This window comes from Providencia sp. PROV236, assembly GCF_033676985.1.
Lineage (GTDB): Bacteria > Pseudomonadota > Gammaproteobacteria > Enterobacterales > Enterobacteriaceae > Providencia > Providencia manganoxydans.
The window spans coordinates 2,778,028-2,795,299 of sequence record NZ_CP096297.1 but is presented as its reverse complement, the minus strand read 5'-3'; the positions used below and the strand labels follow the sequence as shown (position 1 = coordinate 2,795,299).

The following is a 17,272-nucleotide window of genomic DNA, read 5'->3' as shown; positions in this document are numbered from 1 at the left end:
AAAACCGTACGATCCATCGGGTAGGGTGATTTTTACTTCCTGGTCTTTTTGATGTTGGTGTCTTAGCATTGGTCTTGCCTCTTGGTTTCTTTACTTCTAATTGCAATCTTCAGTCTGGCCAACTGCAAAACTGCATCTTTATATTCTTCTGGGGCGTTGGCATAGAAACGATTAATAACGCCGTGTTCAGATTTTGTAATGCTCATTAAGTTTTCAATATCACAATTCAGAGGATTGCAATCGATAAACTTAATAACATGTCCTTTAGGGACAGGACCATTATGTTTTTCCCATACTAGAATATGTTTATGTTTCCATGTTCTAGGATGCGCTATTTTGACTTTGATGTATCCATCAGTAGTAATAACCTCGGTACCAATAGGTTGGTAATTATGAGGTATATTGTTCTTTTTAAATGATCTTGAATTTGCAGTGGTTAAACCTTTTTTACCTTTGTTTACTGGAATGTGACCTTTTGGAAACGCGCCAGATCTGCCTGTTTTAAGCTTTAGTCGCTTTCTAAAGCTATTCATTGCATCCTTAGAACGTGAGCAATTAAATTCTTTATTGAAAGCCAATGTTAATTTATCTAATGGCAGTAAATAGTTTTGACGCATCCAATCACACATAGCATCAGTATGAATAAAGCGTGTCATTTTTTTACTTCCAGATATTTAGGTGTATCCCGAATTCGACCTTCATCAGTCATACGTTTTACTGCGATGGCCAACTTGCCATTTTCAACAATTGAAGCAGCAACCTCAGTAACAGCCTTGGCTCTATTGATTTCATGCTTCAATTCGTCTCCTTTAAGGTCTTCATCAGAGAGCCTTTCAAGCTGTGCAAATAAGTGGTTGTGCAAATCTTCTAAATTATTCTTCATAATCAATACTCCGTGACATGTCACACTAATGCAAAATAGATGTAGATGCGGGTGCTTCTAATTGAATGAGGATTGCCTTCTTCATGCTTTCCAATATATTCCGTTCTTCTACAACAACATCCTGAGTGTGATCAGCACTCCAAGCGATAGAGCATTTTTGAGAGGATTGATCAAAGGTCACAATAACTTCTAATTTCATGGCCATAATATTATTTCCTATAATGCGCCCATTTTCAGAGCGCTGATGTAATTAACGGACTTGCAATGTACGCTCACCAATTTCGAGATGTGCGCCAGCCACTTTTTTGCCTTTTTCAATCGCTTCTTTAATGGCTTTTTTGTCCGGTGTAGTTACCACTTGAACTTGAACTAAATCGTTAGGAAGTAAATTCTCGTTTTCAATGACAACAGAGGTTGATCCTTTACGTGCAGTGAACGTATTTTTTGTTGTTTTAAGTTTATCCAACCCTGATTTTAACAAGCAATCTAAGGCATACTTTTTCAGGTTCTTAACTTGGTTTTCGAATGATTTTTTACGGTCAGATAAGCGTTTAGATTCCTCATCTAAAGTTTTGGCTTGCCCTTCCAAATTACGGGCATAGAGCATAATTGCATCCAGTTTATCGCCTAACTCACATTCAATACCTTCAAGGGTATCGGCGATATCTTCCGCAGTGAATTCACCATTTTCGACAAGTAGTTGTAATTTGCTGTAATCAGCAGCCATTGCAATAGCAGTAGTCTTGGTCATTAGATTGCCTCTTCTTTTTGCTCTAGTTGGATTAAGCGTTCATTTTTAATTTCTTTTAATCTAATCAAGCGAGCATTTAAATATTTTTCAACTTCGTGGTCTCTACGTTCTTTAGCTGATTTGATATGAATATCAATTTCACGAATAATAGAATTAGAAATTCCGTTCAACTCACTTTTAGTAATAGCATTTTCCATTGCCTTGGCATTCTTGGTTAGCTTATCGTCTAATTCATTTTTAATACGAATCATCTCATCAGCGTCATCTACTGCCGCTTTAATATCAGACTCAATTTTATTTTTAGCTACATACTCAGGGTTTTCGTGCATACCTAGATAAATGTCAGAGCTAAATCCGAGCATAGATAGTGCTTTTTTGATTGCATCTGTTAGTGATTTTTTCATTATTTCACCATCAGATTTAGGGCCATAATGTGTTTGATAAAGATATGGTGTTGCACCATAGCTTTCGAATTCAGCGCGATCACCAGTTGGCGTTAAGTACCAAAATTTAATCTTTACTGAATGATGCTGTTCACAGAATAACGTTCCATCTCCATTTCGAAGGAAACGAGTTGCGACTTGTTTATTGCGTTCATCTAGGACTGGTTCCGTCAGGGGCTTACCATCAATGAATCTTTCTTCAATAACCTCATAGTTCCAACCGATTCCGATAGGGCCGAAGATTTCAGTGGCGCGCATTATCATGTAAGTGCCGTTAATGCTAGTGCCTGTAAATCCCATACCGTCAAGAGGTTTAGTAAAGCGCGGATCAGTGCGCTGTACACGCTTCCAGATACTGAGGTTATCATTATTTTCTTTGAGCAAATCATCAAGGACGGCGGCGCGTTGCTCGAAATCGTCGTGCAGTACTGTCATTTCAGTTGCTGGTATTACAACAGGCTCTTTAGTTGGTTCAATAGCAGTTTCAGTAGCTGTGCTTTCTTCGACTTTAGCCGGCTTTTTTTTCTTGCGGGTACGTTTTGGTTTTTCTTCAATAACAGGTGATTTTTCTTCGATTATTGTTGATGATTGTTCATCGTTAGCTGGTTGCTGAATTAAATTATCAACTGAAAAACGGCCATTACCTAGAGATGTAATTTTTGGTTGCTCGGTACCGAGTTTCGAATCAATAAATGCTTTACGTGCATTGGCATTATCAATCAGCTCAGGTTGATCAAGGCTTTCAGTGATTAATGCAAAAATTTGCTCACGAGGAATATTTAAAACACCAGGGAAGGTGCGCAAGTCCATCGACCAGCGTTTCCATGCTTTGTCATCGTTACTGATGATCTCTTTAGCCCTGCGAACATCGGCACTCTTAGCATCACTTGGATTGACTTCTAATAGTGCAAGGGCAATTTCGATATCAAGTGCCTCGTAATCGCGTTTTAGCATCGGTTCTTCTTCAGATGCTGCTTCTGATTTAGGTTCTTCAGCTAACCAATTATTACCTAATCCAAGCGCTTTAATAATAGAGACGTTATCGTCTGCTATCTCATAAATGGCCTGAGCCATTTCAGCGGTTTGCTCTGCATTCATTGAGTCGAGTTTAACTATTCTTCCTAAGCCTTCTGCGATATTGCGAATTTTAGGTAATTCTTTGCTTTCATTAACAAAGCTCACAGCTTTACTGACATCAGAACGAGTGAATTGCGTTTTATTGAATAACAAAATAGCAGCGATACGAATAACGACATTTATTTTGTTAAAATCTTCATAAATGACAGGAACCCACTTTTCACCGTCGAATTCATTCTCAAGCGCAAACTTTTCATCAAATTTATCGAGAGCAGGGCGAGGGGATCCGAGAGCATCTTCACAAATAATCGGCTCATCGATATTAAAGTTATCCATTGAATCAGGGTATTCTTCAGATAGTTTGATCATCGCCGTTGCAGCAGCAATTTTGGCATTAGCCGCATTAAAAGCGATCGTTAAAGGTACAGCGCCGTTCGTCCGAGCATCGGTAGTCGGCTCGAATACACAGATAAAAGTTTTCATTATTGGTCTTGCCTCTTATTTTCCAGATTTGGCGAGCTTGATAGCTCGTTTAATTCCAGCTTTTTTAATGGTGGTTTGTTTATATTTACCCTTTACTGGGTTGGAATAAGCAGTGCCAGTTGATGGATAATATTCAACTTGCCGTTTACCACCGATAATAGAAATATGTTGAGTGCCGGAGCTAAAATCACAGTTATTTTCGTGCTCAATAACTGATAGCTCCGCATCTAATACAGCATCAATAGCTAGATTAATTGCATCCATCATATTCACCATTAATAAGGGATTTGTTCGTCGATTTTTGAAATTGGTTTGCCTTCTACACAGAGCAGCATTTGGATCTGATCTTCCAGTAAACTGGATTTTACCTGCGCATCAGCAAGTATTTTGTTTTGCTCTGATCGTAGATGTTCAATTTCAGCGTTAGCAAGTTCAACAGTGGTAGGTTCAACAAAAGGAATTTCAATTTGATGTTCAGCGACAACAAAACCTAATCCAGATTTGATATCTGCTTTGAATGCAAAAGTGTTGTATTCGTACGAGCCATCAAATTGTTTTTTAGCATGAACATAAAGCGTGACGCTTAGTTTTTTAGGTTGTGCTTTCATAGCAGCTCCTTTAAAATAACGGTGATCAGTGATTTATCATTGGTCTTGCCTCTTAAGCGGATTGGTCTCCGCTAAGAACTTCCGGTTAGCTTTGGTCGGCGACCCGGGTAAAAGAACCCACTTCGGTGGGTTTTTTTACGTCTGTATCAAATTCAAGTATTGCTGTTTCACTATCACCACAACAGTTGAATACTGTTTCTGGAAATGCTTCAAATAACGCAATAATTCTATCTAACTTAATATTTTTCATTTCATTTTTGGTTACACATATAATTGTCTCCTGTCATTTATGATGTTGCCCGTCTTTCCGAGCCGTCAGGTCAGTTCTTGCCTCGATCGTGGTCGATGGTCTTGCCTAGCTTTGGTCTAAATAAATTCCCTGATGTTGGTAAAAAAATCTGCCGTTCATCGTGGTAATCATGAAAGGTCGCGGTGAGAGCTTTGGTTCTCCTCCGACGAACAGCAGTAAAGCGAAATTGGTTTGAACACTTACCTAAACACTTGCTGTGTTGTTTTGCTTGCTGACAAATCTACAAGTTTAAATTGAATATTGCAAGTGATAATTACAAAATATTCTTGTAATTATTGACATGAAAAATTACAAGAAAGCTAAGTTCTTGTAATTTATATTGAATGGTTTGTGTTTATTTTAAGCGTAACGCTTGTAGGTTCTGGATTGGCTAAGAAGCACTTTTCCTGAGATGAAAAACTGTTCTTCATCTTCTTTCGTTATTTCCCAATCACGATATTTAACATTATCAGAAATAACAACTAGTTGATTTTTAATCATTTGCAACCGTTTAATATGAAGTGTCTGCCCAAATACAAACACATAAATACCATCACCATCAAAATGATTTATATGGATATCTATAAATATTTGGTCACCAGGACATATAGTGTCATTCATGCTATCGCCAGTAACAGTGATCATTTTTATGTTTGAACTAGGCCTATTTCCAAATAAACGTAGAGCTTCATCGGAGGTATACTCAATAGACCTAATGGTTTCTGTAAACTCCCCTTTAGTAATAATACCTGGTCCTGCACTAGCTTCAATATCAAGCAACTCAACGAAATATGAGTCCTCCTGTCGAGAAATCACAGTTGGTTTATCTACTGATTCAGCTGAAACACTATCCATAAGAAACCAATGCTCAGGATAGCCAGTAACCGAAGATAATGCGGATAGATTCGCTCCTCTAGGCGCAGTTTTACCACTCACCCAGAATTGAACAGATTGAGGGCTAACACCAATCCTTCGGGCTAACTCTGATTGAGACCAGCCTCTTTCATCCAATATTTGATTTATTCGTGTCGCTGACACGACATTCTGATTTTTTTTCATAATCTGATACTACAAGGATTCCTTGTAAAACTCACTTCAAGAAAAACTTGAAATAAGCTTGGGTTTAATTGTAAGATAAACTTGTAATCACTAAAGGAGACTACAAATGACACCACTTGTAAAAAATAAAATTAATCATTTAGCTAACCAATCTGAGATTGCTAGACGATTAGGAACTAAACCTCAAACAGTCAATCTTTGGTTTAAGAACGGCGTTCCTGCCCAGAAAGTTTTAAGCCTGTGTGAATGTTTAGAATGGCGTATTACTCCTCACGAAGTGGCGCCAGATATTTACCCTAATTCTTACGATGGCCTCCCAAGTGAATATCTAGTATTACAGGCTTCAAATTAAAAAACTGATTAAGCTTAATCAATTTTGCGACAGGAGACGCGAACAAATGAGTTTTGATATCGATATTGTCCGTTCTGAATTAGAGAGCTGGGCGACCGAACAAGGGCAGGAGCATGTAGCGATTGAGATCAGCCGTGCATACTCCCGAATAGTGCGAGATAAATCGCAGGGGCGTTTACATGTGATTGAAGATGAGAACGGTAGGGCGGATTGGAAGGCGATCAACAACAACAGGCAACAGATTTTCCGTTGGTTGCGTGGTGATTCTAGTGCGTCATTGCGAAAAATTACAGAGCTAATGCCAGCAATTGAAATGGCATTGCCAGCATCACGATTAGCTAGGCTTCGCGGTGATACCAAAAATTATTTAGCGTCAGTGGCGATACAACTTTTTGCTGATGCGATTAGTGAAGTTTTATTAGAGGGGCGTGACATGTCACACCATATTAATAATGCAGTTAATGCATTAAACGCTATCCCACGCCCGACCAGCGTACATTAAGAGGCAAGACCAATGCTAAGAACAATTGAAAAAATCACTTATTGCAATGGCTTTTTGTTGAATGGCCAACCTGCGGATAGAGAGCAAATTGAAGATATTTTCGAAGGTCGAAGGGCGGCTGCAATTAGTGTTTGGGTTCAATATGAACAGCAGAAGCAAAAATTGATGTTAAAAAAACTCACGCCTGAGCAATACAAAAATGCATGTCTTGAAATTGCTCGTGCTTTGGGGGTATAGAGTGAGACCATCCGATCTGATGCTAGATTTTGGACGACCAGTTGCTTATTACCCCGGTTTAGTGAAGCGCTTCGGCAGTGTTAATGCCGTCATATTCTTTAGCCAAATATTTTACTGGCAGGATAAAACAGATTCCGAGCTTGGAGTGTACAAGTCATCAGAGGATATTACAGCTGAAACGGGGTTAAGTTACAGAGAACAACTGACAGCGCGAAAACATTTGGTTAAGCGTGGTATTTTGGATGAAACCGAAAAGCGGTTAGAGCACAAAATATACTATCGTATAAATTGTGACAGACTTGACCAAATAATGACGCAACCTATTGATAAAGCCCCAAATGCGCAAAGCGCAGCTGGGGAAAGTCACAAAGGGGATTTCGCGGAGCAACAAAACGAACAGCCGCGACAAGACAAATCCTACGATGGCGGTGAAACAAATCCGCAATCCGATCCTACAGAGAATACAACAGAGAGTACTACAGAGAATAAAGACCCTTCTTGTCAGGTTGATTCACAACCAGACGAAAGTCTGAATGATAATTCATTTATGACTCGTCACCCCGATGCGGTTGTATTCAGCGCCAAAAAACGGCAATGGGGAACTTCTGATGATTTGCTGTGTGCGCAGTGGATATCTAAGCGAGTAAGGGATCTTTACGAAAACGCTTCCGAATTAGACGAGGATGTTGAGCTTCCTAAAGAGCCTAACTGGGCTTTATGGGCTAATGACGTTCGGTTGATGCGCACGATTGACGGTAGAACACACAGGCAAATCTGTCGATTGTTTGATAGGGCAAATAAACATCCATTTTGGTGCAAAAATATTCTTAGCCCCAGTTCGCTTAGGAAACAGTGGGATCAGCTTGTGCTAAAACTTTCAGATGTTTCACATGGCGAAGATAGCTTGCCTAATCAAGCCCACTGGAATAGCGCAGAAGCATGGGAGAACACATTATGAAAAATTTAATTTCAGTCATTGAGAGTAGAGATAGCAAAAAATTAGCTACTTTAATGCAGCCAATCAACAAACCTATGGGCATCAATGAGCATGCGGAAAAGTTAGTTGATATGTTGTTTGATAATTTAATACAAATTTTTCCTGCAGCAAAGCATACCGTGTTTTCAAATAAAGACGATATTTCAGCCACCAAAAGGCAATGGGTTCTTGCTTTTATCGAAAATAAAATAACCTCTGTTGAGCAATTGAAGGCAGGAATGAGTATAGCTCGGCAGCAAGAGTCCGATTTCTGGCCATCTTGTGGGAAATTCATTAGCTGGTGTAGAGAGGGAATGATGCAGGTTATAGGCTTTCCTTCTGTTTGTGAGGTAATGGCGGAGATGAAACGCTATAGCAACATGGAATGGAGATATCCTTCTGTTGAGCTGTTCCCATGGAAATCAGCAATTATGTATTGGATTGTACCAGAAGCAAGACGGCGAATGACTCAGTATAACTTATCGGATAAAGAAATTCGGGAGTTTATTAAAAAACAGCTGATAACTTATTATAACCAAATACAAGAAGGCAAACCGATCCCGCCAATAAAACCGTTAATTAACCGGACAAAAAGAGATGAGTCAGCATCCGAGCTTATTGATAAAGATGGTAAGTATCGTTTGATTGGTGAGGGTATGCTAAGAAAGATAAGGGAGAGGCTTGTATGTAAAAGTTGATATTAGAACTATTAAAACAATTAGTTACAGATAAAACAAAAGGTAAGAAAAAGGCTAGACCAAGCCATGACCACTAATATAGAGGCAAGACCAAATGATTATCAAAGACCCTATTACACACGAATCACTCGTGCGTGACACGAAACCTTTTTATCCTGACGATGGTTGTGATTATTCACCTTGTCACATAGATCGCCTTCATGCAGCAGCTCGAGCAAGAACAAAAGCACCTTATCAACCTAAACTGAAACCACAAAAGAGGTAGTTATGTCGGGGCAATCACGTTATTTGCCTGATGGGCTACCTCATAACCGTGCTTTATGGCCAGAAGAATATCGCGAACTGGAGCAGCTTGATTTATTGGCTAGTCGCCTGATTAGGCAGCTTAAGACTCAAAAAATATACAGAGAACGTGTTCTGGTCGAAATTGAAAAGGCACCTGAGGTACATCGGGAATTTTTTAGAGATAGGTTGAATTATTGGCGTGAGGTGATGAAGGTATGAACAATAAACCAGAAAAATTATTACAACATTTTAAATATGATAAATGCGTCCAAATGTGCAAAGACGGCTGGCGTGTCGTTCGTGAGCAGGAAGAGACCACTACATATAAGACTCATGCATTAACAGGGAAAAAACGCAGCTCAATACAAAAGAAAAACCGCTATTTTTTGGTAAACAAGTTTATATATCAAAGCAGACTGCAGAGTCATTGTGCTTTTTACAGCGCACAAATTTATCAAAAGTTCCTATGGCCAACACAGGGGTAAGCATTGATGAATAACGCCAGCATTACTCATGAAAGCTTTAACTTCAAAGATATGAAATGTTCACTCCACGAGTTAAATGGTCACTGCCAATCATCCGATAGCCTTATCGCTGTTATTGATGGCGATACACAACAAGTGTTCATGATTGAATGCCACCCTGTAAAACCTAACGAGGTAAATATGAAAAATAAAGTACAAATTGCCTGTGATTATCAAGGCCATGACTTTGGCGCGCATTATTTAGATAGTCAGTGTTTTGATGGCTACTTATGGGATATGGACGCTTGCGACGGTAGCGGAAATTTATATGAACCAATGGAGACAATTCCATGCCCTAAATGTAATGCAGATGCATGGTTAGAAAATTATCGTTGGTTATTTATCAATGATGGTGCTAATCATGGCTGTACAGGTTTGCCATTCAATAAAATAGGGCATTTTTATATACCCGATGAAATTAGAACTAAGCGCGGAGCAGTAAAGAAAATATACCGCTGGTTAAAGCGTGGTTATTACTACGGATTAAAAAATCGCCATTAATAATTGAGATAGATATGACTATTACATTAACAACAAAGCAAATAATAGCTATGGCTGATTTTGCTGGCTTAAAAGTAGAGCTGCACGGTTTACAAATTGACGACGAAACGGAATACACGCTAGATGAGAAGCATAATTTAGACTGCTTCGATAAGTCAAAGCCTGTTTTTTACTGCACTGAATATCCAGAAGAAGGCGCTATTCAGCTGGATTAATTTAACTCGCAGGGATGCAATGAAAGTGAAGATACATATGTATTAATTCAGTCTTTTGGGTGTGGATTAGTCACATGGATGTGAGTATGATTCCTGCTTTAAATAAGGAGGGATTATGAAACATAATATTGATGATTTCGACGGAATGAAAGACTTTATTATTAGCATTGTCACGATAGTTGCTTGGATTATAATTGGTGCCATTATAGCCATTGGTTATTTCACCATAGAGACTAAAGGTGAAAGTATCATTATTTCCTTTGTTTCCATGATATTTACTATAATTTCATCATTAGGTATTTTGGTGACTATTGGTGTTTATTTCTGGCAAAGGAGCGATGCAAAAAAATTAGCAAGCGAAGTAGAAAAATCAATTCTAAAGATGATTTTTTCTGAGTGCGAAAGGGTTGAAAGTGAATTAGAGCATGCGAAAAATGTTTTTTCTGTCTTAGATAAAAGAAAATTAGTAAATATAACAAGTAAAAATAATGGAGATATATTTATAATAACAAGCGTTAATGAAAATATGCGCTCTAACAATAATTATCTTAAAAGAATCGAACTATCCAGTATTGAGAATCTACTAGACTTAGCAATAAGTACAAATAGCAAATACTTTGAAGCTATATATTCCGTGATGGTGGATATTATGAGATACAATGAAGAACTTAGTCTTTGGTTACTCTCTGATGATGTAAATTATGAACACGCAGCTCTATATAGGATTAGTCTACGTGATATCTTGATTTTGATTAATAGAATAAAAACCACCCTGCACTAGCAAGGTTTTTTATACCTAAAATTCAGAGTAACAATTAATGCAAATAATCGTATATGTATTACTCATGCTAATACAAGGTTCTGCTGTGCCTGTATCTGAGCAAATATACACACAGAAAGAATGCGAGAGCCGTGCTATGCAGATAATGCAGGTGTGGAATGTTGAAATTAAGTGTGGAGAGGTGATTCGTGGAAGATAAACAAAATATACTTAATTCATTATTTATACGTTTAAATTGGGATGCGCAAGATACCGGCATGATTAGAATGCGAAATGAAAAAATGGGAGGCGAGCTTCAAATACGATGTACATCTTTATGGAAAGAATTAATTAATGCTATAGAACCAACAGAAGATTTAATTAATAGATTGACTAAATTTCATCATGATGTCGAAAAAGCAGCAAAAGAAACAGGGTTATATAAATAATCATTAAGAGGCAAGACCAATGAAAATGACCGCATCAGAACGCAAAGCCAAGCAGCGTGAGAGACAAAAACAGCAAGGCTTAGTTAAAGTTGAATTATTACTTGATGAGCAAGAAATGGAGATGCTTACAAGAAACTGTGCATTACGTAGACCAGGAAGAGAGCCGTACGATATCTCTGAGTATCTTTCTATGTTAATTAGAATTGATGACCGTTCAGTTATATCGTTAATTACCGAACTAAATAAACGGCGTTGTAAAAAATGTAATGAGCAATTGCCTGTGGCTGAGTGTTGTCTTAGTGGTGGTTCTGAGTGTTGGAATACACAAGGTTGGCATGAATTGAAGTTAGTCATTTAGGATTAGTCTCTATTACATTGTTTTCGTTAGATAAGATTTTATTTAACTACTTTTTTACTAAATACACATTATGAATTCAGCAAGCATTATTATATATATTGCTTGCTGAATTACATCGAGATAATGATAATAGAGACTCAAATATCCAAGGATTTCAATATGACTATCGAAGATGAATCACCCCAAGCTAAAGGCGGTAAAGCTCGAGCTGATAAATTGACAGCTGATGAACGAAAGAAAGTCGCTCAGAACGCAGCTAAAAAACGTTGGGAGAGAATCCAAAAAAATTTACCGGCAGCTCAATTTGAGGGAATTTTAAAGATTAATGACACTGAATTGGAGGTGGCTGTTCTAAATAACGGGAAACGCATAATCTCTCAATCGTCGGTGTTTAAAGCTCTAGGTCGTCCAAGCCGTGGTGTTAGGGCTACACTTGATGGTGAGATCATACTCCCCGCTTTCATGGATGCTGCAAACCTTGTTCCATATATAAATCAAGAGCTTATGGAGCTGATCAGACGTGAGCGATTTTTGGACAATTCAGGTGCCGAGCTTGAAGGTTATGATGCTTCAATTTTACCATTAGTTTGTGATGTTTATCTAAAAGCCCGTCAGGATGGAGCATTAAAATCTAATCAGATGGATACAGCGCAAAAAGCTGAAATCTTAGTTCGGTCACTTGCTAAAGTCGGAATTATAGCGTTAGTCGATGAAGCTACTGGCTACCAAGAAATTCGTCCAAAGGATGCGTTACAAGCTTATCTTGATAAAATCATAAGCAAAGAGCTTGCTGCTTGGGCAAAAAAATTTCCAGATGAGTTTTATGAAAATATTTATAAGCTAAGAAATTGGCCTTGGTGTGGCATGAGCAAGAACCGATTTAGTGTAGTCGCTCATTATACTAGAGATCTTGTATATGAACGACTCGGGGATTCTATTCTTCAAGAGCTTGAAAGAAAAACACCTAAACAATCTAATGGTCAACGAAAAAATAAAATGCACCAATGGCTTACAGATGATGTTGGTAATCCTATGTTATCCCAGCATTTGCATTCTTTAATAATGGTTCAACGTTTAGCGATCGCTAATGGATATGGGTGGAATCGTTTTATTAAGATGGTAGACCAAGTGATGCCACGAAAAGGTGGAACATTTGAATTAGAACTAAATGATACATCGCTGGATTAATCATTTAGTAATAGATATCGAATTTATCTCAAGTACTTCATGGCTAAATCAAATAGATGCAAACGAGCTATTAGCTATTAATGTAAGCACATAGATTTTATTTTGAATAGCAGTTAAAATTACTTCATTGGTCTGAACACCCAATCCTAAATACTTGCTGTGTCTACTGAGAGAAAAAGTATGGCACAGCATAGCTTTATCAAAATGTCTAACGACACTCTTGTACCGGCTAATCCCGCTGCGAGATATTTTCTGCATTCAAAAATCAAGTGTGGTGATGTGCTTTATGCTGATTTTAAGAAAGCACGTAATCCACGATTCCACCGCAAGTACTTTGCACTCCTCAATCTAGGCTATGAATACTGGGAACCAACCGGTGGTACAGTTTCGCCTGAAGAAAAAGAGCTGGTTCGTGGTTACGTTAAATTCCTCGCTTACTACACCGATAACGACGATGCCCTCCAATCAGCTGCTGATGTTTATCTCGATGAGATAGCACAGAAACGCGCACGTAATATTTCAGCGACTAAATCCTTTGATGCCTTTCGTTATTGGGTGGTCGAACAATCAGGACATTATGAAACCTTTGAAATGCCAGACGGTAGCCTACGTCGTGTAGCCAAATCAATCAGCTTTGCCAAAATGGATGACCTAGCCTTTGGCGAACTCTATAAATCAACCCTCGATGTGCTCTGGAACTTCATTCTATTCCGTAAATTCCCCACCCCAGAAGCTGCTGAAAATGCGGCGGCTCAGTTATTCAATTTTACCTAGAGGCAAGACCAATGACCAAAAAATCAAAGACCAAAGAAGATAAACAATGGCTATCAGATGTCGCCGAACTCGGCTGTATTTGCTGCCGAAATATGGGGTATGGACCATCACCGGCGGAAATTCATCATACGCGAGCGGGGCAGGGTATGGCTCAACGAGCTAGCCATAAAGATGTATTGCCGTTATGTCCACCTCACCACCGCGCTAGCTATGACACTGGTTTTCATGCGGCCCCTAAAACATGGCAACAAATCCACGGTACCGAAATTGAGTTACTGGAACAAACCAAAAGAGAAGTTATGGAGCTGCGCGCATGTCGAGTATAAAAAGTATTTCTGATGGTCTGGCATTAGACAAAGATCGTGAGGTCTGGCTCCAAAACTGGTTATCGTTATTCGGAGCCTGGGTTTATAGCGGACGCTTAGAAAAGCGGCAAAGTAGTATCATTGCTGAGTTTATGGCAAGAGTAGAAAGGCGCGATTATCCTGAGCGCGAAATGTGTAATGATGACGATGGTATGTTGATCGCAAAAGTTGTTGATAAGATTTATCACATAGACCGCATAGCATTCACTTTATTGTTATTGCGCTATGCTTTTGGTAGTTCTGATAGAGCCATTGCACGTTATTATTATGGGATAGCCAATCCAAGGCAAATGCTCCGTAGAAATTGTACAGTTGAATATAGAAAACCGTCAATGTCTACTTGCAGAAGAGAGACAAAAGAAATTATTCGCTCAGCTGAATATTTAATTTACCCACACCTCTATAATGCATTTAAAAACCGCGATAATGAGTGGAAAATTAAAAATAAAGGTGAGAACGTGTTGACATCTTTGAGCCAATGATCCATCATTTAGGTATAAGTTGCCGTTTTAGTAACTGTGATGAACTAACCCAGCCAATGCGCTGGGTTTTGTTTAAATAATACTTACCTTACGAAAATTGAAGTTTTATCGCATTGTATGATTGGTTTAAGCCTACAACAAAAGCTATTACAGATAGAGCGCCAAATAAAAACATGGCTAATATAGGTATTATGATTTTTTTATTACTAAGCGAGAAGGACTGGAGTATGTTTGTCATGTAGGCGAAAAAGGTGCACATTACAGTGAAAAAAATACCGTACCCAAAACTATACATAGAACTGGCAAATAGTTGAAGTACTGATTGGTTTAAACCTTTATTCCAGACATTACTAAAAAAAGCCAGAAGAGCAACAATTGCACCTCCATGTGCTAGAAATAACATTTTTACTATCTGTAATCCTGATTCATAATTGATTCTTGCTATTTCAATTTGGGCGTGAAGGCTATTTGAAGCGTCATTTATTTCCTCTTTGTTAGTCAAGTCATCTTTTTTAAGAGTGCTGATATCCTCTGTGCTCGTTAAGTTATTCGTATTAGTTGTTTCTGACATAAATACCCTCATTTTAAATTCAATGATTTTAGCCAATTAATTTCATCTTATCGTGAAAGAGCTCGATCATCACTAATCTTAATTTATTTAACTCAGGCACTCCGTAGGGGGTGAGATCATGCGTATGGATAAATATAGCAACGCAGCCTACGGCAGTGCTGGGCTAACAGCATTTTTCGCAAGTTTATCACTTTATGAGTGGGGCTTTATTATCGGGATGGCGTTTAGCATCATTCTTGGCCTCGCTACCTTTTTTATGAATAGGCGGGAACAACGAAAACGAACTCGTTTATTTGAAGACCTGGTCAATAAGACTGACCCACAAAACCCATCAGCTACCGCACGAAAAGCCGCCGAATTAATGGCGAAAGCGCCCAAGGATATCTAATGTCACTCAAACAAAAATTAACTGTGCTTGTTGGCGCTGGGGCTTCGGCTATTGCTTTAACTGTGATTGCACATTTTGAAGGTGTTAGATATGAGCCTTATGAAGATGTGGGTGGGATATTAACAGTCTGTTATGGGCATACGGGAAAAGACATTGTCCCCGATAAAATTTATTCAAAAGAAGAATGCAGCGAACTGTTAGAGCTTGATTTTATGAAAACTAAATTACAGGTAGATCGCCTTGTTAAAGTTCCTGTTGATGAACATACAAAAGCAGCCCTTTATTCATTTGCTTTTAACGTTGGTACCGGTGCGTTCGCTAAATCGACAATGCTTAAAAAGCTAAATGCAGGCGACCAATACGGTGCTTGTGAAGAATTGAAAAAATGGGTTTACGCTGGTGGAAAGGTTTGGCGTGGGTTAGTTAATCGCAGAGAGGCGGAGGCGGCCATATGTCATGGAAACCTATAGTGGCTGTAATTTTCTTTATGCTGTTAGCGATATCAATAATTGTATTTGGTGCTCACAGACTCACTGATAATACATGCGGCACTGATAAAGCCAGTTTAGAAAAGCGTTGTCAAAAAGCTATCGATCACTACAAGGGTAGGCAGGTGAATTATGAAATTCGATAAGTCATTTTGGCTATTTATCATGGTAGTGATATTAGGCTGGTGGATTGTTGCTGAGCATGATACGAGGATTGAAGTTCAAAAAGAGAATAAGCAGTTACGCCAAGATAATAACAATCTAAGCGAAACGATTTCTAAGCAATCACTTCAATTTAACCGGTTTAATCAAATCGCTTCAGTTGCATACCGAAACGGCATTCAGGCCGACACTAAAGCACAGGAGAAAATCATTGAATATCGTACGATACTCAAAAAAGAGTCTGTTTGTGATCCTCTTGTGCCCCAGCCTATTGCTAACGGGCTGTACGAGTACACAAACGAGTTACGTTCCAGCGCAATGCACACCGATACCGGCAACATTAACTGAACCTGTTCTAGCACCATTACCACCCGATAGTGATGGAAAAACATTGTCATATTCACAGACCATTCTATGGATCCCCCTGTTATTAGCGACAATTGGTAAAGCTAATCAGCAACTAGAAGCTATCAGAGAGATTGAAGCAGCTAGGACCAATAACTAAAAGTAGGGAGGTATCATGTTTAATGATTCATACGCACCAGCCTTCCTTGTCCTCGGTATTGTATGTGCGGTGTTCGGGTGGGGAGTAATTGAAGGTCTGATTTATCTCTGCGAGTGGATATTTTAGGTTTCTTGAAAGTATTAGAGAGCAGGGTTGATTATGCTATCAAAGCCCAAATATCATATAGACACTAATAATCTCGGAATAAGGATCTGTATGGTAAATCATATGATGTATACACATAGTGATACATGCTCACATAAAAATGTGGGCATAGATGGAGAATATGTTGAAAGATTTCATATTGTGCAAGGGCAGCTTGGTGCAATATCTAGGCTAATTAACTATTTTAACGCTAACGATATAGATGTTAGCTTTCTGTATAAAAAAACAATGGCTAAATATGATGGTGGTGCAACTTCTCCATTCATTCAGTTGGTATTTTGTAATAATAGAGATGCCACTCTGACGAAAGAAGAATTTTTTAGCAAATACCTGCAAATATATAATCATGAATATCCCAATAGTAGAGTCGAATAGCAATCTAAAACTTCATCAACTTATCACAAAGCCTACTTTCGAGTGGGCTTTTTAATAGGTTAAGGAGATAAACACGATGGCTAAACCGGATTGCAATTCAACCCGGATTTATTGGTTAAACAGTCTTACCATCAAGTTTCACGGATGCACTTGCACTACTGTTAGGAATATAAATTTCTATTTTTTTACCAGAATCGGTCATGACAGTTATTGTCACTGATCTAGGTGGTGCTCCAGTGTCATCACCAGTAAATGCTTCAACGATTTCTGATGAGCTTTTATCATCATTAATAATTGGCATTAAGTCACCATTAACTAAACCTGCATGAATCGTAAGGTTTCCCATACAACACCTTTTA

General features: G+C 38.5%; 32 protein-coding genes. 21 read left to right on the top strand and 11 right to left on the bottom strand.

Translation table 11 applies throughout. The features are described 5' to 3' along the window. Positions 1-62: 62 nt before the first annotated feature. The 9 genes from M1E96_RS12760 to M1E96_RS12720 all read right to left on the bottom strand — a co-directional run bounded on the left by M1E96_RS12760 (position 63) and on the right by M1E96_RS12720 (position 5,593). Positions 63-656 (bottom strand): HNH endonuclease signature motif containing protein, encoded by a 594-nt coding sequence (locus tag M1E96_RS12760; protein ID WP_196993031.1) that lies wholly within the window; start codon positions 654-656, stop codon positions 63-65. Continuing rightward, positions 653-883 carry a hypothetical protein gene (locus tag M1E96_RS12755; RefSeq protein ID WP_196993030.1) on the bottom strand — a complete coding sequence of 77 codons (231 nt, stop codon included), beginning with the start codon at positions 881-883 and terminating at the stop codon, positions 653-655. The genes M1E96_RS12760 and M1E96_RS12755 overlap by 4 nt, the downstream gene beginning before the upstream one ends. A gap of 25 nt (positions 884-908) precedes the next feature. Beyond that, positions 909-1,088, bottom strand: a complete 180-nt coding sequence (locus tag M1E96_RS12750; RefSeq protein ID WP_140186850.1) for a hypothetical protein — start codon at positions 1,086-1,088, stop codon at positions 909-911. Positions 1,089-1,133: 45 nt separating this feature from the next. Then, positions 1,134-1,634, bottom strand: a complete 501-nt coding sequence (locus M1E96_RS12745; RefSeq protein WP_369427097.1) for a siphovirus Gp157 family protein — start codon at positions 1,632-1,634, stop codon at positions 1,134-1,136. Then, positions 1,634-3,637, bottom strand: coding sequence for a hypothetical protein (locus M1E96_RS12740; RefSeq protein ID WP_369427096.1), 2,004 nt, complete (start codon positions 3,635-3,637; stop codon positions 1,634-1,636). Before M1E96_RS12740 ends, M1E96_RS12745 begins: the two co-directional genes overlap by 1 nt. Positions 3,638-3,652: 15 nt before the next feature. Continuing rightward, entirely contained in the window at positions 3,653-3,901 is a 249-nt protein-coding gene (locus M1E96_RS12735) for a hypothetical protein (RefSeq protein ID WP_349493178.1), read from the bottom strand. Positions 3,902-3,912: 11 nt separating this feature from the next. Next, the gene (locus tag M1E96_RS12730) at positions 3,913-4,245 is read right to left on the bottom strand and encodes a hypothetical protein (protein ID WP_369427095.1); all 333 of its coding nucleotides are present in this window, start codon (positions 4,243-4,245) and stop codon (positions 3,913-3,915) included. A gap of 85 nt (positions 4,246-4,330) precedes the next feature. Continuing rightward, positions 4,331-4,495: a hypothetical protein gene (locus M1E96_RS12725; RefSeq protein WP_369427094.1), complete on the bottom strand. Its 165-nt coding sequence runs from the start codon at positions 4,493-4,495 to the stop codon at positions 4,331-4,333. A gap of 399 nt (positions 4,496-4,894) precedes the next feature. Then, positions 4,895-5,593 (bottom strand): helix-turn-helix transcriptional regulator, encoded by a 699-nt coding sequence (locus M1E96_RS12720; RefSeq protein WP_070926239.1) that lies wholly within the window; start codon positions 5,591-5,593, stop codon positions 4,895-4,897. Between the two features lie 106 nt (positions 5,594-5,699). Between M1E96_RS12720 and M1E96_RS12715 the strand changes: the two genes are divergently transcribed. From M1E96_RS12715 to M1E96_RS12635, 17 genes are all read left to right on the top strand, one after another. Next, a complete protein-coding gene (locus tag M1E96_RS12715; protein WP_070926242.1) occupies positions 5,700-5,945 on the top strand; it encodes a YdaS family helix-turn-helix protein in 246 nt (81 codons plus the stop codon). 46 nt (positions 5,946-5,991) lie between these two features. Continuing rightward, entirely contained in the window at positions 5,992-6,447 is a 456-nt protein-coding gene (locus M1E96_RS12710; RefSeq protein WP_369427093.1) for a toxin YdaT family protein, read from the top strand. Between the two features lie 12 nt (positions 6,448-6,459). Then, positions 6,460-6,684, top strand: coding sequence for a hypothetical protein (locus M1E96_RS12705; RefSeq protein ID WP_369427092.1), 225 nt, complete (start codon positions 6,460-6,462; stop codon positions 6,682-6,684). A gap of 1 nt (position 6,685) precedes the next feature. Continuing rightward, entirely contained in the window at positions 6,686-7,642 is a 957-nt protein-coding gene (locus M1E96_RS12700) for a hypothetical protein (RefSeq protein ID WP_369427091.1), read from the top strand. Further along, positions 7,639-8,358: a replication protein P gene (locus M1E96_RS12695; protein WP_369427090.1), complete on the top strand. Its 720-nt coding sequence runs from the start codon at positions 7,639-7,641 to the stop codon at positions 8,356-8,358. The genes M1E96_RS12700 and M1E96_RS12695 overlap by 4 nt, the downstream gene beginning before the upstream one ends. 94 nt (positions 8,359-8,452) lie before the next feature. Beyond that, positions 8,453-8,623 carry a palmdelphin gene (locus tag M1E96_RS12690; RefSeq protein ID WP_369427089.1) on the top strand — a complete coding sequence of 57 codons (171 nt, stop codon included), beginning with the start codon at positions 8,453-8,455 and terminating at the stop codon, positions 8,621-8,623. Between the two features lie 2 nt (positions 8,624-8,625). Continuing rightward, entirely contained in the window at positions 8,626-8,862 is a 237-nt protein-coding gene (locus tag M1E96_RS12685) for a hypothetical protein (protein WP_369427088.1), read from the top strand. Further along, positions 8,859-9,128 carry a hypothetical protein gene (locus M1E96_RS12680; RefSeq protein WP_349493185.1) on the top strand — a complete coding sequence of 90 codons (270 nt, stop codon included), beginning with the start codon at positions 8,859-8,861 and terminating at the stop codon, positions 9,126-9,128. Before M1E96_RS12685 ends, M1E96_RS12680 begins: the two co-directional genes overlap by 4 nt. A 6-nt stretch (positions 9,129-9,134) precedes the next feature. Further along, a complete protein-coding gene (locus M1E96_RS12675; RefSeq protein WP_349493186.1) occupies positions 9,135-9,668 on the top strand; it encodes a hypothetical protein in 534 nt (177 codons plus the stop codon). A 14-nt stretch (positions 9,669-9,682) separates the two neighbouring features. Further along, positions 9,683-9,883: a hypothetical protein gene (locus tag M1E96_RS12670; protein WP_349493187.1), complete on the top strand. Its 201-nt coding sequence runs from the start codon at positions 9,683-9,685 to the stop codon at positions 9,881-9,883. Positions 9,884-9,998: 115 nt separating this feature from the next. Next, the gene (locus M1E96_RS12665) at positions 9,999-10,664 is read left to right on the top strand and encodes a hypothetical protein (protein ID WP_349493188.1); all 666 of its coding nucleotides are present in this window, start codon (positions 9,999-10,001) and stop codon (positions 10,662-10,664) included. A 188-nt stretch (positions 10,665-10,852) separates the two neighbouring features. Then, positions 10,853-11,092 carry a hypothetical protein gene (locus M1E96_RS12660; protein ID WP_349493189.1) on the top strand — a complete coding sequence of 80 codons (240 nt, stop codon included), beginning with the start codon at positions 10,853-10,855 and terminating at the stop codon, positions 11,090-11,092. Between the two features lie 19 nt (positions 11,093-11,111). After that, positions 11,112-11,450: a hypothetical protein gene (locus M1E96_RS12655; RefSeq protein WP_369427087.1), complete on the top strand. Its 339-nt coding sequence runs from the start codon at positions 11,112-11,114 to the stop codon at positions 11,448-11,450. A gap of 159 nt (positions 11,451-11,609) precedes the next feature. After that, positions 11,610-12,638 carry a P63C domain-containing protein gene (locus tag M1E96_RS12650; RefSeq protein ID WP_369427086.1) on the top strand — a complete coding sequence of 343 codons (1,029 nt, stop codon included), beginning with the start codon at positions 11,610-11,612 and terminating at the stop codon, positions 12,636-12,638. Positions 12,639-12,818: 180 nt separating this feature from the next. Beyond that, entirely contained in the window at positions 12,819-13,412 is a 594-nt protein-coding gene (locus M1E96_RS12645) for a DUF1367 family protein (protein ID WP_369427085.1), read from the top strand. A gap of 11 nt (positions 13,413-13,423) precedes the next feature. Then, positions 13,424-13,738 (top strand): Ref family recombination enhancement nuclease, encoded by a 315-nt coding sequence (locus M1E96_RS12640; RefSeq protein ID WP_369427084.1) that lies wholly within the window; start codon positions 13,424-13,426, stop codon positions 13,736-13,738. Beyond that, entirely contained in the window at positions 13,726-14,259 is a 534-nt protein-coding gene (locus tag M1E96_RS12635) for an antiterminator Q family protein (protein ID WP_369427083.1), read from the top strand. The genes M1E96_RS12640 and M1E96_RS12635 overlap by 13 nt, the downstream gene beginning before the upstream one ends. 88 nt (positions 14,260-14,347) lie before the next feature. Here M1E96_RS12635 and M1E96_RS12630 read toward each other — a convergent pair whose 3' ends face one another. Beyond that, complete coding sequence (locus tag M1E96_RS12630; protein ID WP_369427082.1) at positions 14,348-14,830, bottom strand: hypothetical protein; 483 nt, start codon at positions 14,828-14,830, stop codon at positions 14,348-14,350. 118 nt (positions 14,831-14,948) lie between these two features. Between M1E96_RS12630 and M1E96_RS12625 the strand changes: the two genes are divergently transcribed. From M1E96_RS12625 to M1E96_RS12610, 4 genes are all read left to right on the top strand, one after another. Next, complete coding sequence (locus M1E96_RS12625; RefSeq protein ID WP_004912034.1) at positions 14,949-15,218, top strand: HP1 family phage holin; 270 nt, start codon at positions 14,949-14,951, stop codon at positions 15,216-15,218. Further along, positions 15,218-15,688: a lysozyme gene (locus tag M1E96_RS12620; protein WP_369427081.1), complete on the top strand. Its 471-nt coding sequence runs from the start codon at positions 15,218-15,220 to the stop codon at positions 15,686-15,688. Before M1E96_RS12625 ends, M1E96_RS12620 begins: the two co-directional genes overlap by 1 nt. Before the next feature lie 150 nt (positions 15,689-15,838). After that, complete coding sequence (locus tag M1E96_RS12615) at positions 15,839-16,216, top strand: hypothetical protein (protein ID WP_369427080.1); 378 nt, start codon at positions 15,839-15,841, stop codon at positions 16,214-16,216. 385 nt (positions 16,217-16,601) lie between these two features. Beyond that, a complete protein-coding gene (locus M1E96_RS12610) occupies positions 16,602-16,913 on the top strand; it encodes a hypothetical protein (protein ID WP_369427079.1) in 312 nt (103 codons plus the stop codon). A gap of 115 nt (positions 16,914-17,028) precedes the next feature. On the opposite strand, the gene M1E96_RS12605 is transcribed toward M1E96_RS12610, so the two are convergent. Beyond that, entirely contained in the window at positions 17,029-17,259 is a 231-nt protein-coding gene (locus M1E96_RS12605; RefSeq protein ID WP_369427078.1) for a hypothetical protein, read from the bottom strand. Positions 17,260-17,272 lie beyond the last annotated feature (13 nt).